This is a genomic window from Moritella sp. Urea-trap-13 (assembly GCF_002836355.1).
Lineage (GTDB): Bacteria > Pseudomonadota > Gammaproteobacteria > Enterobacterales > Moritellaceae > Moritella.
In genome coordinates, this window is the sequence record NZ_PJCA01000027.1 from 667,850 (window position 1) to 691,780 (window position 23,931).

Sequence of the window (23,931 nt, forward strand, 5' to 3'; positions counted from 1 at the left end):
TCAACCTTGTATAACCGATATTCGTATTAAAGCTCGGTTTTATCTTTTAATGATGCTTGATACTTATCTTTATTTTCTAAATATTGTGCTAACCCTTTACTGCGCAAATCGCATGAAGGGCAATCTCCACATCCAGAACCAATAATCCCATTGTAACAAGTCAAAGAGTGTTCTTTTACAAACTCTAGTTGGTTGTAATAATCAGCTAAAGCCCAAGTTTCAGCTTTATTTAGCCACATTAGTGGTGTTTCGAAGGTAAACTCTTTATCCATCCCTAAATTACATGATTTATTAATCGACTTAATAAACTCATCTCTGCAATCAGGGTAGCCTGAAAAATCGGTTTCACATACACCTGTAATAACTGTTTTAGCGCCTACTTGATATGCGTAGATACTTGCAAGGGTCATAAATAAAATATTACGACCAGGTACAAATGAATTTGGTAAACCGTTTTCCATCAATTCATGTGATACCGTTATATCATCACGAGTTAAAGAACTAATTGCTAACTCATTTAAAAGACTGACGTCTATAATTTTGTGATTAGCGACATTGAAATGAGCCGCGGCTTTTTTTGCTACCTCAATTTCTTCACTATGTCGTTGACCGTAGTTAAACGTAATACAATCAACAGAGTCGTATTTTTCTAAGGCTTGGATTAAGCATGTGGTGCTATCTTGACCACCGCTAAAAACTAGGACCGCTTTATTTGACATTAGTATGGCCTTTTAAAATTGTATGGTACAGTTAGTTTGTTAACTGTAATAATATACAGGTGTATAGATGAAGTATCCAGTAAATGAAATTTTTGAAACAGTACAAGGGGAAGGCCACTTTACAGGTTATCCCGTTATTTTCATTCGATTACAAGGTTGTGATGTTGGTTGCGCATGGTGTGATACGAAACAAACTTGGATTGTTGATCCTGATATGCAAGTTCATAAAAATACTGTAAATAAACCATGTAACGATAAACCTCACTGGGCTTATTTTACTGCTAATGAGTTTATCAAAACCATACAAGAAAATAAATTCATAGCAAAACATATCGTTATATCTGGTGGTGAACCATGCATGTATGATCTGATGCCATTAACAAGTGAGTTGGAAGCATCTGGGTATTTTTCCCAAATTGAAACATCGGGTACTTCAGTCGTGAAAGCAACGGATAGTACTTGGGTCTCGGTATCGCCTAAAATAGAAATGAAAGGTAAATTACCAGTGTTGCAAAGTGCTTTGATTAGGGCGAATGAAATAAAGCATGTTGTAGCAATGGAAAAGCATGTTGAAGAGTTAGATATTCTGCTCGAAGAGGTGGATATTACAAATAAAGTCATGTGCCTTCAGCCTATTTCCCAGCAAAAACGTGCAACAGAACTTGCAATAAAAGTATGTATTGAACGGAATTGGAAATTGTCAGTACAAATGCATAAATATATTTTTATAGATTAATATGAATAAAACTCATTTTATAACGACCTGCTCAGCATTAAAAAAAACGAAAGCGAGTCCTTTTCATCAGTTAGGAACTGCTTTAGTCGATGGTTCATCTACGAAAGAGCTAGTATCTCTTTGGAAAGATAATATTAGTCGCGCCTCTTCTCCAATGCTTGAAGCTAAAGATCTCTATAGAGGCGTGGCATGGAAAATGGCGTTAGACGCATCTATTAGCTGTAATATGAATCTTATGGTTATCTCAGCCGGCTTTGGGCTAATTGATAGTTCAATTGCATTACCGAGTTATGACGCTACATTTGCTCGACCATCTGGTAACAAGGGAAATTCAATCCCTGCGCCATTGAACGAATGGTGGGATGAGATCCATAAACAATTTGAAAACAATGACAGCTTTAAAGAACTATTTTCTAAATATCGCCATGATAAATTTATCATTTGTTGTGGTAATGATTACTTTAAGGCGATTAAAAAAGACCTGACTCAAGCGGTATCTTTTTTATCAAACCCACCAGAGCAGCTTGTTATTGTTACATCGTCATTGGCAGATTGTGATGATTTACTACGACCATTTTGTATCGAATCGAACTCTAGTGTAAAGCACTTGGCAGAAATTGCAGCTGACGGAAAAAAAATAACCGATAGAACAACGACAGTCGCAGTTGCGACATATTTCGCATCTTTATATTCGCAGAATAATGTTCCTTTTTCAAAGATTAGAAAAGAAATTAATGATAAAATAGATAGCATTAAAGTACAAAAACAGGTTAAAAGAACCTCGCGCGATGATGACTATATTGTTAAGTACATCCAAAATGCATTAATCACTGACGGTAAGTTGTCAAAAGCTAAGACATTTAAGCAATATCATTCCGATGGAAATGCTTGTTTAGACACACGCTTTGCGAAATTATATAAACAAGTTATCGAATCTAGATAAAGTAACCCCTAATTGAAATAAAGAGTTCATAGTGAAACAGTTTGATTTTTACTTCCCTGATAATAAAGATTTCGTAGACCCTGAATTTAATGGTATTACGAATACAAGAACTAAGCATTATCGCCAGTATGATGATGGTGCATATCCGCATGAGATATTGAACAAAAAAGCATATGACGGAATGCTAGTATCTTTGGCTGCTGTGGGCACAATGCAGAGGAAAGGGAAATATTACGAACAAGAGCTTACTGAAGATTTTTATTTTGGTGGTGCTCGTGAGTTTTTGCGATTAAATAAACCTGAACATCAAGATATTAAGTTGATGGGGGATTGTGGTGCTTTTGATTATGTTGGTGAATTTGAACCGCCATTTTCAATTGATGAACTGATTGAATTTTATGAACGAGGTAAGTTTGATTACGGTATTTCACTGGATCACATCGTATTTCCATATGCTAAAGATGATGAAGCGCTAGCTAAACTACCTCATCCCGATATTGCAGAATCTGAACGTCGCATTACAATAACTCTTGATAATGCAAAAGAGTTCTATGAGCGTTCTCAAACGTGCTCATTTGAAGCTTACGGTGTAGCTCACGGCTATAGCGTAAAGTCATTTGTTCGCTCAGTTAAAGAATTAGAGGGCATGGGATACCGCAGAATCACTATCGGAGGTATGATCAAGTCAAAGACACCTGATTTACTGGCTTTACTTGAAGTACTGTCTCGTGAAAAACATCCCGATACTCAATTTCATTTACTGGGTATTTGCCGTTTTGAAAATATTGATTCATATATCAAATATGGCGTAACAAGTGCAGATAGTACATCACCTTTGATGCAAGGCATTAAGGGTGGTAAATACTACGAACTTAACCATATGACGAGTAAAGTTGAAGAAAGCTTGTCAGCTCGAATTCGTCAATGTGATCATACTAATGTTCAGAACTTGATTGAGTCGTCTCGACCATTAATGAAAGCAGTTATTGTTCAGATGAGTGCGGATAATGAGTTCGATATTGATTTGTCTAATACTGCATTATCGATGAACGAGTGTGTTAAGAGATTAGAAGTTGATTGTATTGAAAAATTGATTGCTTACGAATCTGGTAGTGTGGACTTTGAACATGCATTTAAAGCATTCTGTGCATATGAAAAAATAACAAATCCTAAATATCTAAATCCACTAATTAGTCAGGTTGAAAAAAATAAACTGGCTAAAGAAATGGAGCATTACAAGACCTTCCTTAAAGATAAATTGTGGGTGCATTGTTCATGTGGTATTTGCGATAAAGGCATTATGAATATCATTTTTAGAAGTAATCAAACTAACCGTCGCCGCGGTATTCACAATTTGTCTGTTATAACTGAATTTAAAACAATCATGTTAAAACAAGTTAATGATAATGAAGGTTGTAATTAAATGGTAATGCAAGTTTTAAAAATTGAAGCTATTCAAAAAGAAGTTAATGGCGTTACCGTTTATACAGGTTGGGTTGAAGGAAAAAAAGTACGTAATATTGCCAAAATCGTACATATCACTCGTGAAGGTGAATTCATTCAAGGCTATCAACGTGCGGAAATTCCAAAGCATATCGGAGGTATTACCGATTACGTTGAATCTACTAATGCGACCATTTTAGCTAACCTTGTTGTTGGTTTTGATAAAACAGTAACATTTGAGCCTATAACTGAAGGTAGTAGTTTTGGGCATCTATTAGTACCTTATGATCCTGAATTACCATCTGATTTGTTACCTGGTGCAATTGTTGATGGTCAACAGCGTAGTGGTGGTGTAAAAAATAGTTTTCATGAATCTTACCCATTACCTATTTCAGTATTTATCTCTGAAGATGAAAAAGACTATATTCAGCAATTTTTGATATTAAATCTAGGCCGACCTTTAACTAATGTGCAACTGAATGCATTAGCTCTATATGACGATATTTATAAACCACCGGCATTAGCTGAAAAAGCATTTCCACTGTCGATGTGTGAAGAGCTAGGTTTCCGTAATCATAATTCGCCATTACATGGGCTGATAAAGTCAAACGGAAATAAAGAAGGACTAATTGCTGAGTCTTCAATCACTGAGTTTATCTCGAATGTTGAGCGGCAGATACTGAGTGTTATTGGTGTTCGTGTCTATCAGGATTTGACATCTGAGACACGCTCGCTATTCTCGAAAATTGTTGTGAATTTTTGGCTCGCTGTAACTGATGTATTTAGTGATGATTGGAATAAAAAATCACGAAATATGTCTAATACCTACATTATTCATGGTACTACGATTATTGCTTTCTCATTGTTATGTCGTCATATGATAAGAGAGTTTAAAACATCATATACTGGTATCCCGAGTGCTGAATTTTTCAAAGGTGAACTTGAAATAATCAAAGACCACTGTCATTTTAGCTCTGGGACATGGAAACTCGGAATTACTAAAAATGATGATTACCCAGAGTCCTCAAATGATAAACATTTAAGTTACAACCGACGATGGAATGACTTTCAAAATACAACATCTGAAAAGCAACTACTTGCTACACATGTGCTAAAAATGTACGAAAATCAAAAGGGATATAAAAAAGTGTATTCATTTATTTTTAAATAAATAGTATTACTTTGATATTAAGCCGGTTACTTACAGTAATCGGCTTTTTTATTACGTATTTATCAAAAATTAGCTAAACGGAATACTATGGAATAACTAACTATATTACGATCACTTAATATATATCTAAAATAGATTAGTAGATGATTAATGATGTTGTTTAAAGGACATGAGATCACCCTAAATTATTATAGATTATGACTTTATTTTATATTTAAGGTGATTTATGTCTGTAGTTGGTATCGGTTCATTAGTCAAAAGCGACAGTGAATTTAATGGTATTGGTAAAATAGTTGCAATTGATAGCGACAAAAGTAGTGCAACTATGTAAGCGCCTACTTAAACCCACCTACCAAATATTTCCAGTTATTGCATGATTATCTCTTCATTAAATGAAGGGGTAAAATCATGTTGAAAAGCAAAAAAGAACAACATTGGCAGCGCATATTTCAGCTGCAAACTGAAAGTGGGCTAAACAAATTACAATTCTGTAAACACAATAATATTAGTGTATCCACCTTTTACGCCTGGGCTACAAAGCTAAGCTCACAACCACCAAAAAGAACAAACAAGCAGAAAGTTATACCACTGATTTTTCCTGAAACTAAATCTGTGCAGCATCTTACTCTAACGTTAGCGAATAGTTATCAATTTTCATTTCCCGCGTCATTAGAACCGAGTAAATTACAGCAATTCTTAAGCGTGCTATCAGCATGACGCCACACAAACAGATCTACCTCGTTACGGGCCATACAGACATGCGTAAATCCATTGATGGTTTATCTCTAATCGTCAGTGATGTACTAGATATGGACCCGCTGAGCGAAGCTTGGTTTATTTTTTGTAACCGTCATCGAGATAAAATTAAGATCTTATTTTGGGATACCAATGGCTTTTGGCTTTACTATCGGCGGCTAGAGAAAGGTCGCTTTAAGTGGCCTAGATCTACAGATGAACAAGACGCGTTGACAATTAATCAACATCAGTTGAACTGGTTACTTTCAGGGCTGTCACTCGAGACTGCACATGTACACAAATCTTTAAACGGTCTCGCAGTGAGGTGATCGTCACTGGATCGACAATTGGCTGTTGCATGATCCAATACAGCAGGCAAACTAGCGTTATCTATTTGTATTGAGCGCTAATAAATGGCTACTGAACTGCCTGATAATATTGAGCAATTAAAACAGATGCTGGCAAGCTTGCAGCATGAAAATTAGGCACTGAACTCCGAAGTTAAAGTGTTAAATTCAAAAAATAAAGCGCTTACAAACAGCCTTAATATTGCTTTAGAGCAGTTGAAACTCAATCGTAAAAAAGAATTTGGTTCACGCAATGAAAAATGCCAAAGGGCACATTCAACGAAGCTGAAGAAAACCAATCAGAAAGTAAACCTCGCGAACGAAAAGGCCGTAAGGCCTTGCCTGAACATCTTGAACGAGAAGAAAAGTCTTACATTATCGACACGCCAACATGCGCATGCTGTGGACATGATATGCATGAGTGTGGCGAACAGATAAGCGAGCAAGTTAAGATCATTCCAGAAAAAATCAGCGTTATTAAGCACAAGCAAACCAAATATGCTTGCCGTGAATGCGAAGCAACATCAATTAGTTCATCAGTAGTGACTGCATCAAAACCAGCGCAGCCAATACCTGGCAGCATTGCTAGCCCAGAAGCGCTTGCGGCAGTTGTCGTCGCCAAATATTGCGATGTATTACCGCTCTATCGTTTGACTGATATATTTGCGCGATGCGGTCTTGAAATAACCCGAGGTACATTAGCGAATTGGTGTATCAAAAGCGCAGCACTACTCAGTCCATTAATAGCGGCAATGAAAATACATTTACTTGCCCAATCAACACTCTGTGCAGATGAAACCACCATCCAAGTACTTGATGAAAAAGATCGAACTGCACAACAGAAATCATATATGTGGGTTTATCGTAGCAATGAATATACTGCAAAGCCGGTTGTAATCTACGATTACCAACCGAGTCGCGCCCGTCGTTGTCCTGAGACATTCTTAGCGGGATACGCAGGTTATTTACAATGTGATGGCTACAGTGCTTATGAAAATATCGACGATATTATCCCTGTTGGTTGCTGGGCACATGCAAGACGTAAATTTCACGATGCTTTAGTGGCACAGTCGAAAAAAACAGGTAAAGCGACAGTAGGCCTCAATTACATTCAATCACTTTACGCAATAGAGAAAAAAGCCAAATTATTAACCCCTGAAGAACGGCAACACTTACGACTTAAAAAAGCAGAACCAATCTTATAGCAATTTCATGAATGGCTAACGAAGAGTGTAGAAACAGTCACGCCGAAAAGTAAAATCGGTGGTGCGATTAGCTATACCTTAAACCAATGGGAGAATCTGAGGCGCTATCTTTATTCAGGTGAATTAGGAATTGATAATAACGTCACCGAACGAGATATCAGGCCGTTTACCACAGGTCGAAAAAATTGGATGTTTAGCCAATCAGTGGATGGTGCAGACGCAAGCGCAGTACTTTACAGTATTGTGATGACTTGCCGTGCGAACGATATAAATCCGTATTTATACTTCCAAAAACTCTTCAGAGAACTACCGCAACGAGATGAATTTGCTGATTTAAGTGATTTATTGCCTTGGAATGCCGACCTAGAAGCCTGATGGTATCAGGCTTCACCGCTTAACTACGCGCTTACTTTTATAACGAGACATCGCAGTTTCCGACAGCGATCTATAGTGATAACCAGTATCGGCTTTCCACCGTTTCAGTTCGCCCGCTTTGAGGGCTATCACAGCTTCATTTCTCGGATGTCCAGATTCCCACAATCCTGCAATTTTTCGTGGTGGGATAGGTGGTTTTATCTTTTTGTCTTTTTATTAAGTGTTTTATGACATTCTTTTGTGTCATACGCACCACCAACCACCTGAGACTTCTGAAATACGTCTACGTAGGGGGTTGATCAACGATTGTAGTACTTCACTGTCACCAACATTAACAAGCGTCATTTCAGCAGAAATAATTTCATGAGTATCTACATCGGCCGTAATATGTAGGTTGCGCCATGTTCGACGCTTTTCATTACCGTGCTTTTTAACCTTCCATTCGCCTTCGCTAAACACTTTTAAGCCCGTTGAATCGATGGCAATATGGCGGATAGCACCTCTCTATGGGTTACGATATTTTATTTCAACCGTTTTAGCCCGTTTGCTTATGCTCGAATAATTGGGACTCCGCAGCGGTACATTCATCAGAGAAAAAATGGAATCAATAAAACCTTGTAAAGAACGTAATAGTAGGAAAAATACGCCTTTCATCATGAGTGTAGTTTCAATCTCAACATCGGAGAATTGAAATCCTCTACCACGTTTCCCGCGGTGGTGAGTGCAAGTCGATGCTTCTATGGCTGACTCGTCTATCCAAAATGTAATTGAGTCACGTTGAGTTAACGCGCGATTATACTCAGACCAATTGTAATGCTGTTCTTCGACTTACCCATCAAGTGAACCTTTTAAAATCAGTGATAATGTTCGGATCACAAGATTTACGAAAGGTTCCCTGATTTAGTCAACAACGCCATTTTAAAATGTTATGCTAAATATCCAACGTCAGTATTTAAGTTATTGGAATAATTAACGAAAATTAACCTAATGACGACACGAAAACTTATTTAAAAGATAAGTCGCTCGATATGTCGACATTTACTGGAAAATATAGGGGAAGAATTTCTGAAATGTTAGTTCGACTTTTCTAGCGTATTTATTGAGTTAAATAATGATAACATAGCCACAAATTAATTAAACAATTTGGTTTCAATTTCTGATTGTTTTATATCGTAAAGTATTTCTCATAAATCATATTATTTCGTTAAGGATATTAATGAATATGTTATTTATTTTTGTGGTGAAGGTGGTTTTTCAATTGTAATAACTATGCTGTAGGAGGTGGAAGGTAGTTGGTCGTAAATATTCACAATGAAATAATATAGTTAAAAATATATTCATAATAGTAAATAAATAACCCAAGGTTAGCTATAAATAATTATTTTATAGGTAATGTAACTATGGTAGCAACTTTGAATGGTGATTAAATTTTTATTTAATCAATTAAAATGTAAAAGCTAATAATAAGGAACATGTGAAATGGCGAAAATAAAATTAAGATTGTTAGATGATCTAAACAAAAGTAACAGAGGCACACAAAAATCACTTATCCCCAAATATATTGTAAAAATAACAGCTAGTGATCTAAATAATTACTTTAAATATGACTCTTCAGGTAAAAAGCATCCCTATAAAGTTGCAAACGATTCACTTATTGTCTTGGATGAGAATGTTCAAAGAGGTATGACTGATTTAGGACGTATTAGACAAGAAGAAAATAAAGTAAAGGATATAAAGAATTCTTTATTAGGATTAAACCATTTAGCACCTAAAGCGTTTATGGGAAACCTTGTTTGGAATATTAGGGAGCAAGGTAAAGAAGTTTTTGAAGTGTCAACAAGTCTTTTAGATAATAAACCTGCAATACAAGAAATTCAAATTAACACTAAAAAAATATTTTTGCCTGATTCTGCACATCGCCATCTAGGTATCTGTGAAGCTTATAAAGAATATTTAAAATCAGATAAACCATTTGAAAAATTTGATGAGGATTTTGAGTTTGCAATCGATGTATATAATTTAAGCTTGCAAGATGAAAAACTTTTATTTAATGAATTGAATTCAAAGCAAAAAAAAATAACGGCAGCTAAAGCAAAAGAACTAGACTTTACTTCACCTATTGGAAATTTGAAAGATAGTATTTTAGCCTATGACCAGGCAAATGAGCGCCTTTTTTCTCAAAACATTGAAGTTAACTCAAATACCAACGAAAGACATACACTGATGACAATGTCAGTTTTCACAGCTTCAATTAAGGCTATGTTTGGATTAGATTTAATTAAAGAATGTTTGCGCGATGAAGATTTAAAAAGTGAACTTTCTCAATATTATTGTGATTTTTTCTATAAATTGAAAGATGAAATAGTTGTTAAATGTACCTTCAGGAATAAAGAAAAAGAAGTGCATCCCTTTGCTAATTTATATAGGGAATACATTTATCCTAAAGAAAATGGGGATTACCCTGAGGATGAATTGGAAGAGTATATAATAGAAGCTAGGGAAGAAGCGTCGATAATAAATAAGACCATAAGAGGGCAAGATAAAATAAATAGTAATCCATTTATCAGGACATTAGCAAAAATTGGTGGCTTAATTAGAAAAATGGATGATTGGGAAGAAGTAATCGAAAATTTACAAAGTAAGCTTGTATCTCAAAAAAATGGTAGATTCTTCCAATCGGGCAATGAAGAGTTACTAAAAATACAAGAATCCACAGGTGAATCAATCGCTCGTATAAAAGATGATGGTAATATAAATATTCAAGTGCAAACCAGTACTCTCAAAACAATAGAGAATTTCTTATTGGAAGAGTTATCACTGAAACGCGAGTCTAAAATATTCCTTTGTCTCAATGGAGATGTTACTAAAGAATGGATTGATGGTTCACTTAGCTATACACATATCCTGTCTAGAGCCCAAGAAAACTACATCGATATTAACGTGCAGTTTTATATTGGGGGTAAAGTTGACCTCAAGGAACAAGATTTGGTAATGAGAGTTGAACCCAGTGTTAGTTGGAAAGGGGCAAAACTTAATGGAAAGAAAAGCGTTAAAGCTAAGAGATTGGATACATTCGCTGGCTATAAGGACACACACTACGGAAATGGAATTAAAAAATTAGAAGCTACCTTTGAAGTGACACTTCCTTCATATGATAATGATGATTCTGATATGTTTGATATTTTATTTAATTGTTATATTCCTACATTAAATGGACAGTTAGAAACATTACAGTTCACTTTAAAAGTTCAGCCTGAACCAATATCACAAGAAGACTAGAAGTATGGGGTTGATGAGTATTAAGGGGATTTTAAAAAAGCTAAATAATGATAAGTGTTTAATATCGGGTATAGCATTATGTAATTCATCTGAATTTATTGTTTCAAAAATTCAATTTCCCGAATTGTATAAAGGGAAGATATCAAAGGAAGAAAAGAATAGTTTAAGTATAATAATTAAAGAAATGGTATTGTACAAAGAGGATGTTTTAAAATTAGATCCTTTAGTAATATTCAAAATTTCAATTTTTTTCACTTTAATTTTGAATGCAAATTATAAAGGAGGGGATGAGCTATTCTTACAAGCTTATATTTTTATTTTTTGGAACGATATAGTGTTTCATGATTCAATTATTCCTGTGAAAGGGGATGTTTTTTGGATTTCAAATGGATTTTCTAAACTTGATAATAAATGTAAATATTATGAAATATTAAAAAATATAAGTTTAGTTGCATTGGTCGATTTAATTGCAGTAGACGATGATTTAGGGATTCTATATTTGATTGAAGTGAAACGCTCAGAAGTTGATGATCGATGTATTGGCCAAGTCATGAGGTATTATGAATCGAGTAATGAAATATTGTATAAGCTAAGTAGAAAATATAATATAAATTACATTAGGCCTATGATTGTATGTCAAAAGGTATTGACCCCGTATTGGAAAGGTTTGCCTTCTTGTTATAGGGACATATTCGACTTCTATACCTACAAGAAAGTAGATGGTATTTTAAATAACCCTAGGGTTACTGAACTTCATAACGCTAGAAAAAGTCTTTTATCCAGTTGGAATAAGGATTGAAATACCAATACAGTGCTCAATCGATTGCGAACGCTAAATTAAAAAATAATTATTTTATATTTATTAATTTTTAGTTGTAAGTTAGGGCTGTTATAATTCGACAGTCCTCTTGAGCTACTTGCTTGTTAATAACCTCAAATCGAGATGAAAATATGATGGAAATACTATATCTAGAAGTAACAATAAAATTTAATCACGATACAGTAGTTACTCCATTTTTAAAACACTTGGCTAAAATATCTGATTACTTCTTGTTTTGTAACAAGAGTGCCGCACATCAAGCGTATTGTGGTCTAAAGTCGATTAATAAAGACATTCTTTATCCTGATGGAAAAGGTTGATCATCAATGATTAGAACGTTAATGAACCACCTGAATAATCAAGAGCTAATAGCCGTTTAAACAACTGTTACAAAGGAATTATAATGGAAATTACACCTGAGTTAAAAGAGTTAAGCCAACGTGTCGCAGAGCACCTAATTAAGCATGAACGTGGCGATTTTTTGTTAAGTGTAGCTAGTGGTCAATTATTACCTGAAGAAGAAGGCAACAATTGGTTAGAATTAAAGAAAAAGGTTGTTGATGGCAATGTGACGGATGACGAAATAAAGCAATTAGTATTACTTTCATCCCATCATCCGTTTAAAGACGCTTGTGAACTGTATTTAGTCTGGAATTAAAGATACTGCTATTTAGATTGGATGCATTGTCTAATGAATTGTATAGCTTTAATAAATGGTCAGACAATAGCTTAATATCTTTAGGCAAATTCTGAATATCATTCCATTTTCGTAATATTCGATGACCATCAATATCAACACCAAAGTCCCACACACCTGAACTCCAATGGCAATGTGGGGCTAGGTATTCTAATTTTTGAATAAAGTAATCTTTCAGAGTTACCTCTTGGTTTTTTATGATGTAATCGTAATACATCTCATCAAATAATTGACCTGTTCCTGCAATTCCAGCACCGTGTAATAAACGTGAATATCGTGGTTTCTTGCCCCAATCGTCAGAGAATACTATTTTTACACTTGCCCAAAAGTCATACAGTATTGATATCATTGAATTGAATTCATCGGGCCTTGCTGTCCCTGTTTCAGGATCTCGATAAACATACAAAGCACCTTCTCTTAAACTATTGTCTAACATTTTTATCATTGAGTTATCGGCAACAATACCATCTGGATTAGTAATGGTTTTTATCATGCCGCTTAGTGGAGATTCTTCATTGTTATTTAGATGCTGGGTGAGTAACGATGGAAATTTTTTACGACGTAAATCAGGTGGGAGCAAGCCTTTCGTATAAGGTGCTAGTTCATATAATAGTGATTTTGATAAAGGCTTAGTTGAATTGACTAGCATAAATTGCTCACGCTGTTCTTCTGCACTGTCGGTTATAAAAACAGATGCGGGCATTTCAAAGTAGTCACTATCAGCATCTCTTAGTGCAGCTGTTCGTTGTTGACCGTCAACTATTAACCCCGGCTTAACCCAATCCTGACTATCAGAATTGAAGGGAATATTTAGATAACCAATATTTTTATTATTTTCTAGTTCTTTAAAATAAACGCTAGAATTAAATGCGATGACAATAGAATTTGGGATCATTGAATTTGGCGATTCAATATACTTTTTAATTCCGGAAATATGCTTTATAACTTCAGGACGTTGATAACCTATAATGTGATTTAATGTATTACGTTTTATTCTTGAAATATCACATACTTTATCAATTAACTTACCTTCGATCGAAATGCTAAATAATTGACGGTCTTCACTTTGCTGGATTTTTATTGCAGGTAATCTAATTATCTTCATAACAATATGCCTATTAATTATCTAGATTGTTGAGTCGAGTGTACTTTACTTGTATGTTGTGAAAGCCACGACGTTTGTTTCTCTCCGCTCCACGATAGATCACTACATTGATACCTATATCATCACATATCTCGCAGCCACAACTCTCCCATGGACGCTCTGAAAGCGTTTTATGATAAGCCTCATACATATGACCCCTTCCTTCGGTATGCAACATTTCATACGCCATCAAAATGTGAAGAGTATCATCAAGTGTAGCTTTGTATGACTCATAGGCTTGAAGCATATTTAAAACTCTTTTTTCCATAGTTCTTGCTACGTCATGCGATATAGAACCTGATTGTATTAAATTTTTTAATTTTAGATTTGCATCTATTTGAGGAACTTTAAGCGCTGTATAATAATCACCACTGATAGTGTGATAATTTTTTTTACCATCTTTAAACGCTTGAAGTAATGGTGTTGTGCTATCAAAACTTGATACACCAAGATTGCTGAATTTCTCTGCATGCTCAACTCGGGATATTCCTAATAGGTGAAACTGTGTTTTACTTTGTTTTATGTCTTTCAAATATGATAAAAGTTCTAGTAATTGATGAGACTGTAGAGGAACTAAACCACCTAATGTGATTCTGTCATATCCCATTTTCATCAACTGCTTTACAGAGTCACCATATGATTGAAGATCCCATCCATGGGCAACGCCATAAGGAATAAAGTTAGTAGACTTAGACTGGATTAAAAATTGTTCAGCATTATCTAAAGTTAAACTTTGTCTATATCGACTATCTTCTAGTTGAGAAAAAAAAGCCTCGGTATGTTTAATTTTATTAATATCGTGAGGTGTAGAGTCTGATACATGTTCTAAGTATTTACGTTTTTTATTTATGTTATCAGTGTTTGTATACATGAAAACGATATGATCTAACGATATACCGTAGTCAACGCCACTTTTTGTGTAAAAATCGATAGTATCTTCAACAGTAAACGGTGGCTTATCTTCAAATGCGTAAGAGAACGCACCGCAATCTCCAAACACTTTGATATCTGAAGGCAAACGAAAAAAACGATGTGATTTTTCTCGATAAAATCGATGTCTTTGGGCGGCACTGTAAGTCGTTTTTCCTACGTGCCCAGGAATGCCATCAACAATGGCTTTAGATACAAGTAGACCATCGTAAGGTTTCTTCTCAAATAATTCATGAGCATAACGATCATCTCGTTGCCTAACTCTATGCTCATTTCTTTCTTCTGTATTGAAATTAAAACTCGGATCTACAAAATCCTGACTATCAGGAAAAAAATATTTGATCATTTGTCATGTCCGGATACTAAATTTATGTTTTTCATTGTAATTTAGTTTTTGTGCTTAAGCTACTGGATACAGTATTTATGTTCGAAGTAGATCTGGAAAACAGGTTCAAGTAATACATGAAGAATGGGCTATTTTATCCAAAGGAATCTCACCTTCTGAATTTGAACGTATCAAGAGTGAATTTCAATCAGTCAAGGAATTTTAGACATGTATATATAAGATATGCTGTACTAACTGCTGGTATAGTTCTGCGCAAAGCGCAGGTGAAAATGTCACAAATAAATTTAACTGGTCATCAGGTTAACAAGAGAGAGTAAATATAATTCATAGTACTCTAGAGTGGGAGTTTGGCGATTAATCTACCATTCATGGCAATAGGATTAATTACCATAATTTGACCAGATCATTATCACAGATTTAAAAGGTTCAGATGACCTCGTTGATCAAGCCTCTAACTGATTTGTTCAACAAGGTCCATATAGATTATATCTGAGATTATCGATATTGGTAATATAGTGTTAGTTATTGCTATTTATTCCACATAAGCTTAGGGAATTATCGTTGGGGTCATCCAGGGGACAAAAATATATGTTAAAGCATCATATTTAATGCAATATTAATTTAAACGATGTGGGTTAAATCCTTCTATATAACAAATATTACGATTTAATGTAACTGTTAATCATAAGGTATGAAAATGCCTTTCTAATTCTTTAATTAGAATGATGGTTAAAGGGTATTTAATATCTGTTAACTAAAATACTGCGATAAAATGGCAAGTAACCGTTCTTAATATAAGAATTGGTACTTGCCATTTTTTGTAGCTATTATTTTATAACGATCACATCACAATATAAACTGGCCAGCCTAACAGACCTATTAGTCCTTCGTTATATTCCAATTGCTCTAATCGCTCAGGGCTTATATCTTTTAAGCGTTGCTCTCGATAGATTTTAGCAAACGTTAATGTGCGCACTAAACCTGCGGTAAAGAACTTACCTTGGTCAAGCTTAATCGTCTCGGCAAGCTGTGCTGGCATCTCGGTTAACGTCAGTTGAATTTGTTGTTCAACATGCTCAGTCGAAAACCAGATTTCTTCAAGTTCAATACGTGCTATACGTTGTTTGAGATCTTGTTTTACTTTTACCGGACCGAAAAATAGACGATAAAGTACCACTTCTGCAAACACGTTCTCAAGGCTTAAACAATCTAAAGGATCGTAGCTTGAATTAGCATAGAACTGTTTAAGCAAACACACTATCGATTCTTCACGGTTAAAGTCTAACAGCGCGTCTTGATAGCTCTGCCAGCCTTGCCATTCATCCGCATCACTAGGTGTTGACACTTTATCGAGTAAAGTAGGGTCAATATCGCCATACACGGACTTACCATTTAGCTTGTACTTACTGACACTGCTTAGCATACTCCAACCTTTCTGGAAGGATGTGACAATACCGTTTGGTGTCAAAAGTAGTTTAAGTGCTTGCGGAAGATCGTGATTACTCAGCGACATTAATCCCAAGCTAGCCACACCGATCACATCAAAAGCAGCATTTTCTAGTAAATGCATTTTATGTTTATTATAAAATTTATCTGCTAGTTTAAGGCTCATTAACACAGCTTTGCTTTTAATCTGAGCCAGTTGTGCTTCAGTTAATAACGCTTCTGCTTGACCATAATCTAATACTTTAGTTAAAAAAGGCCCTTGATTGCTGTCTCTTAGTACAATTTGCATTAACGAGATCCTTAATCAAGAAAACTAAACATGTCATCTACTTCAGCGTATTCATCATCTACTTGGTTTTTCTCTTTGGCTTGAAGTACTAATTCATTGACGAAACTGTCGATGATAGCTACCCAGCTTGAGTTTTCGCTACGCAGTAGATTTCGAATTGATTTTTCAACTTCCGGAGTAAGTTCACGGATCAAGGCTAACAAGCTACGTGGATCATCAATACTTAAACTGTGCGCATCTTCTTCTACACTGCGATCGGTATAACCGACTGTTTCGCCATCATCTTCATCATCATAGTTGTCTGTGATGTGACTGTGGTGATCAGCTTCTGCCTTTGGCGCTAATAGATATTCAATAAACGGGATCGACAGATAAAAAAGACCCGCTTGATCTTCAGCAATGCACTCTAAAATAGCAGCTTGTTTCGCTTCGCTATCTTGGATACGGATAAGATAGGTTAAAAAATCAAAGGTATGCTGGATCAATTCGTCGGCATTGTTCTTAACCTTTTCTTCCCAGTATAGCGGTTGTTGGCAAACAATATCGCGGATCTGTTCAGGGGTCATTAGCTCTGACATGATTGAAGGACAAGAGATATCATGGTGACTGTTTATCTGCGTTAAGGTCACGATATCCATCTGCTCGATCACTTCAACTAAAACGTCATCAGTCATGGTGCTCGCCATCAACTCAAACTTTTTACTTGCTTGTTGAGGCTCTACATCTGCCAGTTGTTTAATTTCTATTACGGCAGTTTCAATTAAGCTCTTCATTATAGCTCGTCCTCTTCCTCATCAAATTGATCGTAATAACCTTCTTCTTCCTCATCATAGTCATTATTATCTTGTTCTTTACTTGTAGACGTCGCTACGTTGTCATTCGACAATAAGAATAGAACGATACAGCTTTCTATTAATAAGGTTTCAGAGTAGTCACGTACAGCTAAAACAAGCGGTAAATCAGGCTTGTTAAAGGCTACCGTTGTTTTAAATTCATTCCATTCAGGTTGGATGCCTTCTTTTATCCAGTGAGCCCACTTGAGTTTTGCTTCAGCTGGAAACTTAACCTGTTCATAAAGTGCAATAGGCAGGTACTCAGGTACAGAATCGAGTAACTTAGGGTCTGCCAGTAAAACAGCCTTAATTTGACTAGTAAATTCAGCAAGTGCATTGGGAGTATCGGGATCGTTATAAGATTCGATATTGCTGTATGCATTTTCTTTTAATTCATCAATACGTGAGAGATCGAGTGCTTTTGTCATGGGGGCTCAGCAATTAACTAATAGGATAAAATTGATCCCACAGCTCGCGCATAGCGGCTGCAGGGTCGGTCACAATAACGTTACTAAAATTCTTTACAAATTCGCGTTTAAGCTTTGGATCTGAAAGCACTTCATACGCGTTTCTTACTCGTTGTAATTGGGCTTCTGCGTGAACTTTCTCATCATCAGATGCGCCGAGTAATTTATCAGGGTGAAACCGATTCGATAGACGTTTGTAGGCTTTCTTTATGTCGTCTTCATTTGCGCTCGGTTTAATACCCAGCACACTAAAGTGGTTAATCATATTGTTACCTGTGGCAGATTAGTCTGTGATGTCCCGATATAAACGGCGAGATCCAATATAATGAATATCCACCGGCTAAAAATCTATCAATCTTTAGCCCAACCAATAATTTGGGAGGCAGAAGTTTAACGGCAGAAAGACCAAATCACAACAGAAATCCGATATTGTTGTGGCTTAATGCATCTCTCGGCAGCTTGCGAACCGTTCTCGGGTTTACACTCTGTTATTTTATCTTCATCGTTGTCGTGTTTACAGCTTGTTTTTACGCTATTCCAAGTCGTGACTCAGTCCAAAACATCGAACTCACCTAACGGACAAAATTATATGCTAAAGCATCCGATTTAAGGTAGTATTGCGCTCAATATAGACGCGAAACCTAGCTTGTGCCGGGATTCTTTTTGGAGTTATAAATGAAGTTCAGTCCCTTGCTAGATCAATTGATTAATGATCTACAAATTTTACCGGGTGTCGGCCCTAAGTCTGCACAGCGCATTGCTTTCCATATTTTAGAACGTAAACGTGATTCTGCTGTTTCTCTGGCTCATTCTTTAGAGAAGGCTATGATTGAGATTGGTCATTGCCAACAGTGTAATACGCTGACTGAATTAGATATCTGTGCTATTTGCGCAAATCCAAAACGCCAAATTGAAAAAATACTTTGTGTTGTTGAAGGTCCGGCGGATGTGGCTGCGATTGAGCAGACCAATCAATTCAGTGGTCAATACTTTGTATTAATGGGGCACTTATCGCCATTAGACGGTATCGGACCGGATGAAATCGGTTTAGATAAGTTAGCAGAGTTATTAGCATCTGGCCACTATGAAGAACTCATTCTGGCGACAAACCCGACAGTGGAAGGTGAGGCAACTGCCTACTATATTGCTGAGATAGCACAAGAATATGGCGTGAAAGCAAGCCGTATTGCGCATGGTGTACCTGTGGGTGGTGAATTAGAGTATGTAGATGGAACGACCTTGTCCCATTCATTACTTGGTAGACAACAAATTTACTAATTGTCAGTACAGTTTCTTCTTTGGCCTAGTTTACTGATAAGTACAGGACAGTAAACATCAGGGTTGTTGGGATAGACAATGTTAATATGGCTTTAAATGTACTACTAAAATTCATAACGACCTCGGTCTTGAAAAATAAGTAATAACATCCTTGTCATTAGTCTAATGACGCAAAGAATAACAATTAAGTATAAATAATACTAGTTGAATAAAAAAAAACCGATAGTTTTCACTATCGGTTTTTTTATATGATCGATTTTATTACCATCTAGCGTAAGGCTAATTCAAGACAAAGTTCTGACTCGTCTAGCCTAAGGCTAACAGATAAATTAAGCTGCGAAGTTAGCTGCAGCGAAATCCCAGTTAGCTAGTGCCCAGAAAGCAGTAAGGTAGCTAGGACGTAGGTTACGGTAATCGATGTAGTAAGCATGTTCCCAAAGATCAACAGTGATTAGCGGTGTAACACCAGCTTCTGTGATTGGCGTACCAGCGTTAGAAGTGTTAACGATTTCTAATTCGCCTTCAGCGTTTTTAACTAACCAAGTCCAGCTTGAACCGAAGTTGTTTACAGCTTTATCGTTGAATGCAGCTTGGAAGGCTTCGAAAGAACCGAATTTAGCGTTGATAGCGTCAGCTAGAGCGCCTTCTGGTTGACCTTTTGCATTTGGAGTCAGGCTGTTCCAGTAGAATGTGTGGTTCCATACTTGTGCAGCATTGTTGAACATTGGACCAGCAGAAGATTTAACGATTTCTTCTAATGTTTTTTCAGCAAAAGGTGTACCTTCGATTAGACCGTTAAGCTTAACCACGTAAGTGTTGTGGTGTTTGCCGTAATGGAAAGAAAGAGTCTCTGCAGAGATATGTGGTACAAGTGCATCTTGTGCGTACGGTAAAGCTGGTAGTGTAATACTCATAGGTATTTCCTTATTTATTGATAGCTAAAAGCTATCCATTGCTCATTATTGATTTAATTATTGCAAGAATACTACCGCTAGCGTTGAATATATTCAAGCATTTGCACGCAATTGTCTTGTTCAATTAATAAATTGTAACTAGATACATGAATTATTAACAATTAGACTAAATATAAAACAAAATAACCCTACAAATTAACGGTGTTAACAAGACTATAATTAGCATAAAATGGCGGATTAAATTTGTATTTATATAACGCATTCTATGGTTAGAGTTTAAATAACTTAGATTCAAATAATAACTACAGTAGATGTAAACGCTAAGATTTGTGAGGACACAATGGAAACTTTAGATAAAATTAAACAGCAACTTGCTGAGAACTCAATCATCCTATATATGAAAGGATCACCAAAACTACCTAGCTGTGGTTTTTCTTCACAAGCATCACAAGCTGTAATCAATTGTGGTGAGCAATTTGCTTACGTTGATATCCTGCAAAATCCAGATATCCGTGCTGAGCTACCTAAATACGCTAACTGGCCTACATTCCCACAACTGTGGGTTGACGGCGAGCTAGTTGGTGGTTGTGACATCATCATGGAAATGTTCCAGCAAGGTGAACTACAGCCATTAATCGCAGCAGCTGCTGCAAAAGCGAAAGCTGAATAACTTTTGTTAGTTGTTATCTGTTAATTATGTTGTAAGCGTTATCATTTGTTTATAACTATAATTAGCGTACGAAAAAGGGAAGCAATTGCTTCCCTTTTTTATATCTCGATTTTAAGTAATCTCTTATTTAAAACCTTTTATAGTACTAACCAGTACGATGATTTATCTCACCGTACCAGCGATGATCTTTACAGTGTAACTGCAGCGATCCAACCAAAGATAATAAGTGGAATATTATAGTGGATGAACGTTGGTATTACTGAGTCACGAATATGATCGTGTTGACCATCAACGTTAAGGCCAGATGTGGGACCTAATGTTGAGTCTGATGCTGGTGACCCGGCATCACCTAATGCTGCTGCTGTACCAACGAGTGATGCAGTTGCAAGTGGTGAGAAACCAAACTGCAGTGCAAGTGGTACATAGATAGTAGCAAGAATTGGAATTGTAGAGAAAGACGAACCAATACCCATGGTGACCAATAAACCAGTAATTAGCATTAGTAGCGCAGCTAGGCCTTTATTATCGCCAATTACACCACCAATTGAACTAACTAACGATTCAACACCGCTTGTAGCTTTCATCACTTCAGAAAAACCAGATGCCGCAATCATGATAAAGCCAATCATCGCCATCATATGCACACCACGAGTAAAGATATCTTGGGTTTCGTGGAACTTGATCACACCACCTAACGTAAAGATAATGAAACCAGTTAATGCACCTAGAATGATTGAATCGTAGATTAACTGTAAGCTAAGCGCGGCAACAACGGCAATAATCGCCACGATAATATGGCGCGGATTATATTCAACTTTCTGTACTTCTTTAGTTGTTAATTCACTTTCAGTCAAATATTCGCGTGGTTTACGGTAACTAAATACCACAGCTGTAATAAGACCAATAACCATGCCTAATACCGGTAGCGCCATTGCGGTTGGTAACTGCTCAGCAACTACGTTTGCACCGTTATCATTTAGATTTTTAAGTAGGATATTGTTTAAGAAAATACCACCAAAACCAATCGGTAAGAACATATAGGTCGCTGTTAAACCAAATGTGATAACACAAGCGACAGCTCGACGGTCTAATCGCAGCTTATTCATAACACCGAGTAGAGGCGGAACAAGTAGCGGGATAAACGCGATATGAACAGGAATAACATTCTGTGATGAGATTGCCACTAATAGCAGAGTAAACAGTAAACCGTATTTAAAACCGTTTATTTGGCGTTGAGTACCACCAGTGCCTAAACGGCTAACGATTTTAGCCGCTAATATGTCAGTAATACCTGACTTTGATATAGCAACTGCAAATGCACCTAACATGGCATAGTTTAATGCAATTGACGCACCACCACCTAAACCGGAGTTAAACGCCGCAATAACTTCTTCTAAAGGTAAACCACCAATTAAGCCGCCTAAAATGGCACTAATTGTGAGCGCGACAACAACATTAATCCGCATAAAGCTGAGGATTAGCATAGTGAGCACCGCGATAACGACAGGATTCATTTATCTATTTTCCAATGTTAATAATTTCATTAATAGTAGTATATAAAACTATTACAAATAAGATAAGTGAATTTTACAGCTATTTATGGGTATTTATGCAGATTTAGTGAATGATTGTTGTTACAGGTGATAATTCTTAAGTATTTGATCGTTATTTTTATGTTTTTGTATTTGTTGCGAAGTACATATTGGCTGCTAGCCTTGTTATTATTCACTTGGAGTTTTATTCTTTTATTTTAAGTGGTGTGGCGCATGGATGCTTTGTGCGGGCTTTATTTAGCATTAAACCCTTATCTATGTAGGTTTTCGTTATAAAATAAACCTATACTTATCATGTTTATACTATGGTAACTCTCGATCCCGAGTAGATGTTGTTTAGGTTACATTGCTAAATTTGTTATGGCGCTTAATACTCATGATTAATTCAGCTAAAAATGTACACCAAGTTATATGTTCAGTGATGACTCTGTGCAGGAGGATCTTGTTAATCCCACTGTTTCTTTTTCCTGCAGCTGTGAATGCTGAAAGCGTAGAGAATGACAAGCAGCAGCATTTTATTGCTCAGACTTTTATCTGTGGGGGGACGATGATGTATAGCGAAAGTTGGTGGCAAACGATGTTAGTGGGTATCTCTATCGGTGCATTGAAGGAAACTATAGATTCAGGGGAAGAAGGGAATGAATTCAGTACAAACGATATGGCGGCCAATTTGTTAGGTTGTGTTGCTGGGATGTCCTTTGGCGCAACAGTGTTGAACTTTCACTATGAAAGTGAAACTGATACGGCGATCATCGGTGTTAAAGGCAAGTTTTAACTTGCTTTACATAATGAAGCTTTTGCCCCTTCGCGCATTATTCATTACGCAGGGGCATAATTACTTATTCTGTTTCAGTGTCAGCGCTTAACGTACTGTCACTAACAGCTTCAGTTTCTTCAATCATTTCTTCTTCAGGTACTGCGAGTGGCCAGCCACCCATATCTTTCCATTTGTTAACGATAAAGCAAAATAATTTTGCTGTTTGCTCGGTATCATATTTAGCAGAATGCGCTTGTTTATGATCAAAAGGTATACCTGCAGCCATACATGCTTTAGCAAGTACAGTTTGACCAACAGCTAAACCAGCCAGTGTCGTGGTATCAAATGTAGCAAAAGGGTGAAAAGGATTTCGTTTAATCTTTTCACGGCTAGATGCGGCACTTAAAAAACCATGGTCAAAAGCAGCATTGTGGGCAACCATGATCGCACGGTGACAACCTGTATCTTTCAAGCCTTTACGAACAGCTTTATAGATTTCGGTGATCGCGTCACGTTCTGGTACTGCGCCACGTAATGGGTTAGTAGGGTCGATACCGGTAAAATCTAAGGCTGCTTGTTCTAAATTAGCGCCTTCGAAGGGTTCAACGTTAAAGTGTAAAGTATGCGAAATTTTAAGATAACCATCTTCATCCATTTCGAGAATGGAAGCGGCGATCTCTAACATTGCATCTGTTTGTGCATTAAATCCCGCTGTTTCAATATCGATAACAACAGGGAAGTAGCCACGGAATCGTTGGCTAAAAGCTGATTTTTCAGTTGTGGTCATGTGATCATTTATTAGTGTTGACTTGGTTGGGATTATGCCATAATAAT

At 36.4% G+C, this 23,931-nt stretch carries 22 protein-coding genes and 2 pseudogenes; 13 read left to right on the forward strand and 11 right to left on the reverse strand.

What is annotated here, in order from left to right; genetic code table 11:
* Positions 1-26: 26 nt before the first annotated feature.
* A complete protein-coding gene (gene queC, locus CXF93_RS05815; RefSeq protein ID WP_101061469.1) occupies positions 27-719 on the reverse strand; it encodes a 7-cyano-7-deazaguanine synthase QueC in 693 nt (230 codons plus the stop codon).
* Between the two features lie 67 nt (positions 720-786).
* Between queC and queE the strand changes: the two genes are divergently transcribed.
* The 7 genes and pseudogenes from queE to CXF93_RS05850 all read left to right on the forward strand — a co-directional run bounded on the left by queE (position 787) and on the right by CXF93_RS05850 (position 7,674).
* The gene (queE, locus tag CXF93_RS05820) at positions 787-1,455 is read left to right on the forward strand and encodes a 7-carboxy-7-deazaguanine synthase QueE (RefSeq protein WP_101061470.1); all 669 of its coding nucleotides are present in this window, start codon (positions 787-789) and stop codon (positions 1,453-1,455) included.
* A gap of 1 nt (position 1,456) precedes the next feature.
* Entirely contained in the window at positions 1,457-2,398 is a 942-nt protein-coding gene (locus CXF93_RS05825) for a DUF6884 domain-containing protein (RefSeq protein WP_101061471.1), read from the forward strand.
* Between the two features lie 31 nt (positions 2,399-2,429).
* A complete protein-coding gene (dpdA, locus tag CXF93_RS05830) occupies positions 2,430-3,821 on the forward strand; it encodes a tRNA-guanine transglycosylase DpdA (RefSeq protein WP_101061472.1) in 1,392 nt (463 codons plus the stop codon).
* Positions 3,822-5,012, forward strand: a complete 1,191-nt coding sequence (locus tag CXF93_RS05835; RefSeq protein WP_101061473.1) for a DGQHR domain-containing protein — start codon at positions 3,822-3,824, stop codon at positions 5,010-5,012. It begins immediately after the preceding gene.
* Between the two features lie 408 nt (positions 5,013-5,420).
* Positions 5,421-5,729, forward strand: a complete 309-nt coding sequence (locus tag CXF93_RS05840) for a hypothetical protein (protein ID WP_101061474.1) — start codon at positions 5,421-5,423, stop codon at positions 5,727-5,729.
* Entirely contained in the window at positions 5,726-6,076 is a 351-nt protein-coding gene (gene tnpB, locus CXF93_RS05845) for an IS66 family insertion sequence element accessory protein TnpB (protein WP_101061475.1), read from the forward strand. Before CXF93_RS05840 ends, tnpB begins: the two co-directional genes overlap by 4 nt.
* Positions 6,077-6,160: 84 nt before the next feature.
* A pseudogene (locus CXF93_RS05850) lies at positions 6,161-7,674 on the forward strand (IS66 family transposase).
* Between the two features lie 36 nt (positions 7,675-7,710).
* Here the strand turns inward: CXF93_RS05850 and CXF93_RS22225 are convergent.
* Positions 7,711-8,510: pseudogene (locus CXF93_RS22225) on the reverse strand (IS5 family transposase); the annotation flags it as partial.
* A 643-nt stretch (positions 8,511-9,153) separates the two neighbouring features.
* On the opposite strand from CXF93_RS22225, the gene CXF93_RS05860 reads away from it, so the two are divergent.
* From CXF93_RS05860 to CXF93_RS05875, 3 genes are all read left to right on the forward strand, one after another.
* The gene (locus CXF93_RS05860; protein WP_101061476.1) at positions 9,154-10,953 is read left to right on the forward strand and encodes a hypothetical protein; all 1,800 of its coding nucleotides are present in this window, start codon (positions 9,154-9,156) and stop codon (positions 10,951-10,953) included.
* A 13-nt stretch (positions 10,954-10,966) separates the two neighbouring features.
* The gene (locus tag CXF93_RS05865; protein ID WP_157824421.1) at positions 10,967-11,752 is read left to right on the forward strand and encodes a hypothetical protein; all 786 of its coding nucleotides are present in this window, start codon (positions 10,967-10,969) and stop codon (positions 11,750-11,752) included.
* 424 nt (positions 11,753-12,176) lie between these two features.
* Positions 12,177-12,431 (forward strand): hypothetical protein, encoded by a 255-nt coding sequence (locus tag CXF93_RS05875; protein ID WP_101061479.1) that lies wholly within the window; start codon positions 12,177-12,179, stop codon positions 12,429-12,431.
* Here the strand turns inward: CXF93_RS05875 and dbpB are convergent.
* The 6 genes from dbpB to CXF93_RS05905 all read right to left on the reverse strand — a co-directional run bounded on the left by dbpB (position 12,394) and on the right by CXF93_RS05905 (position 18,190).
* Complete coding sequence (gene dbpB / locus CXF93_RS05880) at positions 12,394-13,575, reverse strand: DGQHR domain-containing protein DpdB (RefSeq protein ID WP_101061480.1); 1,182 nt, start codon at positions 13,573-13,575, stop codon at positions 12,394-12,396. The genes CXF93_RS05875 and dbpB overlap by 38 nt on opposite strands.
* Positions 13,576-13,588: 13 nt before the next feature.
* Complete coding sequence (gene dpdA, locus CXF93_RS05885; RefSeq protein ID WP_101061481.1) at positions 13,589-14,890, reverse strand: tRNA-guanine transglycosylase DpdA; 1,302 nt, start codon at positions 14,888-14,890, stop codon at positions 13,589-13,591.
* Positions 14,891-15,731: 841 nt separating this feature from the next.
* The gene (locus tag CXF93_RS05890; protein WP_101061482.1) at positions 15,732-16,625 is read right to left on the reverse strand and encodes a hypothetical protein; all 894 of its coding nucleotides are present in this window, start codon (positions 16,623-16,625) and stop codon (positions 15,732-15,734) included.
* An 11-nt stretch (positions 16,626-16,636) separates the two neighbouring features.
* Positions 16,637-17,401: a hypothetical protein gene (locus CXF93_RS05895; protein ID WP_101061483.1), complete on the reverse strand. Its 765-nt coding sequence runs from the start codon at positions 17,399-17,401 to the stop codon at positions 16,637-16,639.
* On the reverse strand, positions 17,398-17,886 hold the full coding sequence (locus CXF93_RS05900; RefSeq protein ID WP_101061484.1) for a hypothetical protein: 489 nt from the start codon (positions 17,884-17,886) through the stop codon (positions 17,398-17,400). The genes CXF93_RS05895 and CXF93_RS05900 overlap by 4 nt, the downstream gene beginning before the upstream one ends.
* Before the next feature lie 13 nt (positions 17,887-17,899).
* On the reverse strand, positions 17,900-18,190 hold the full coding sequence (locus CXF93_RS05905) for a J domain-containing protein (RefSeq protein ID WP_101061485.1): 291 nt from the start codon (positions 18,188-18,190) through the stop codon (positions 17,900-17,902).
* Positions 18,191-18,600: 410 nt separating this feature from the next.
* On the opposite strand from CXF93_RS05905, the gene recR reads away from it, so the two are divergent.
* On the forward strand, positions 18,601-19,203 hold the full coding sequence (gene recR / locus CXF93_RS05910) for a recombination mediator RecR (RefSeq protein ID WP_101061486.1): 603 nt from the start codon (positions 18,601-18,603) through the stop codon (positions 19,201-19,203).
* A 329-nt stretch (positions 19,204-19,532) separates the two neighbouring features.
* Here recR and CXF93_RS05915 read toward each other — a convergent pair whose 3' ends face one another.
* Complete coding sequence (locus tag CXF93_RS05915; protein WP_017220598.1) at positions 19,533-20,117, reverse strand: superoxide dismutase; 585 nt, start codon at positions 20,115-20,117, stop codon at positions 19,533-19,535.
* Between the two features lie 340 nt (positions 20,118-20,457).
* Here CXF93_RS05915 and CXF93_RS05920 point away from each other — a divergent pair, with 340 nt between their 5' ends.
* Complete coding sequence (locus tag CXF93_RS05920; RefSeq protein WP_045110952.1) at positions 20,458-20,787, forward strand: Grx4 family monothiol glutaredoxin; 330 nt, start codon at positions 20,458-20,460, stop codon at positions 20,785-20,787.
* A 188-nt stretch (positions 20,788-20,975) separates the two neighbouring features.
* Here the strand turns inward: CXF93_RS05920 and CXF93_RS05925 are convergent, their stop codons facing one another.
* The gene (locus CXF93_RS05925) at positions 20,976-22,301 is read right to left on the reverse strand and encodes a Na+/H+ antiporter family protein (RefSeq protein ID WP_101061487.1); all 1,326 of its coding nucleotides are present in this window, start codon (positions 22,299-22,301) and stop codon (positions 20,976-20,978) included.
* 586 nt (positions 22,302-22,887) lie between these two features.
* Between CXF93_RS05925 and CXF93_RS22230 the strand changes: the two genes are divergently transcribed.
* On the forward strand, positions 22,888-23,115 hold the full coding sequence (locus CXF93_RS22230; RefSeq protein ID WP_232784119.1) for a hypothetical protein: 228 nt from the start codon (positions 22,888-22,890) through the stop codon (positions 23,113-23,115).
* Positions 23,116-23,179: 64 nt separating this feature from the next.
* Here CXF93_RS22230 and rnt read toward each other — a convergent pair whose 3' ends face one another.
* Positions 23,180-23,884 carry a ribonuclease T gene (gene rnt / locus CXF93_RS05935; RefSeq protein ID WP_101061489.1) on the reverse strand — a complete coding sequence of 235 codons (705 nt, stop codon included), beginning with the start codon at positions 23,882-23,884 and terminating at the stop codon, positions 23,180-23,182.
* Positions 23,885-23,931: the final 47 nt, after the last annotated feature.

Excerpts from the sequence above, each read along its gene's own strand:
- queC (WP_101061469.1), bottom strand. The coding sequence starts at position 719 with ATGTCAAATAAAGCGGTCCTAGTTTTTAGCGGTGGTCAAGATAGCACC.
- queE (WP_101061470.1), top strand. The coding sequence starts at position 787 with ATGAAGTATCCAGTAAATGAAATTTTTGAAACAGTACAAGGGGAAGGC.
- CXF93_RS05825 (WP_101061471.1), top strand. The coding sequence starts at position 1,457 with ATGAATAAAACTCATTTTATAACGACCTGCTCAGCATTAAAAAAAACG.
- CXF93_RS05835 (WP_101061473.1), top strand. The coding sequence starts at position 3,822 with ATGGTAATGCAAGTTTTAAAAATTGAAGCTATTCAAAAAGAAGTTAAT.
- CXF93_RS05840 (WP_101061474.1), top strand. The coding sequence starts at position 5,421 with ATGTTGAAAAGCAAAAAAGAACAACATTGGCAGCGCATATTTCAGCTG.
- tnpB (WP_101061475.1), top strand. The coding sequence starts at position 5,726 with ATGACGCCACACAAACAGATCTACCTCGTTACGGGCCATACAGACATG.
- CXF93_RS05860 (WP_101061476.1), top strand. The coding sequence starts at position 9,154 with ATGGCGAAAATAAAATTAAGATTGTTAGATGATCTAAACAAAAGTAAC.
- CXF93_RS05865 (WP_157824421.1), top strand. The coding sequence starts at position 10,967 with ATGAGTATTAAGGGGATTTTAAAAAAGCTAAATAATGATAAGTGTTTA.
- CXF93_RS05875 (WP_101061479.1), top strand. The coding sequence starts at position 12,177 with ATGGAAATTACACCTGAGTTAAAAGAGTTAAGCCAACGTGTCGCAGAG.
- dbpB (WP_101061480.1), bottom strand. The coding sequence starts at position 13,575 with ATGAAGATAATTAGATTACCTGCAATAAAAATCCAGCAAAGTGAAGAC.
- dpdA (WP_101061481.1), bottom strand. The coding sequence starts at position 14,890 with ATGATCAAATATTTTTTTCCTGATAGTCAGGATTTTGTAGATCCGAGT.
- CXF93_RS05890 (WP_101061482.1), bottom strand. The coding sequence starts at position 16,625 with ATGCAAATTGTACTAAGAGACAGCAATCAAGGGCCTTTTTTAACTAAA.
- CXF93_RS05900 (WP_101061484.1), bottom strand. The coding sequence starts at position 17,886 with ATGACAAAAGCACTCGATCTCTCACGTATTGATGAATTAAAAGAAAAT.
- CXF93_RS05905 (WP_101061485.1), bottom strand. The coding sequence starts at position 18,190 with ATGATTAACCACTTTAGTGTGCTGGGTATTAAACCGAGCGCAAATGAA.
- recR (WP_101061486.1), top strand. The coding sequence starts at position 18,601 with ATGAAGTTCAGTCCCTTGCTAGATCAATTGATTAATGATCTACAAATT.
- CXF93_RS05915 (WP_017220598.1), bottom strand. The coding sequence starts at position 20,117 with ATGAGTATTACACTACCAGCTTTACCGTACGCACAAGATGCACTTGTA.
- CXF93_RS05920 (WP_045110952.1), top strand. The coding sequence starts at position 20,458 with ATGGAAACTTTAGATAAAATTAAACAGCAACTTGCTGAGAACTCAATC.
- CXF93_RS05925 (WP_101061487.1), bottom strand. The coding sequence starts at position 22,301 with ATGAATCCTGTCGTTATCGCGGTGCTCACTATGCTAATCCTCAGCTTT.
- CXF93_RS22230 (WP_232784119.1), top strand. The coding sequence starts at position 22,888 with ATGATGTATAGCGAAAGTTGGTGGCAAACGATGTTAGTGGGTATCTCT.
- rnt (WP_101061489.1), bottom strand. The coding sequence starts at position 23,884 with ATGACCACAACTGAAAAATCAGCTTTTAGCCAACGATTCCGTGGCTAC.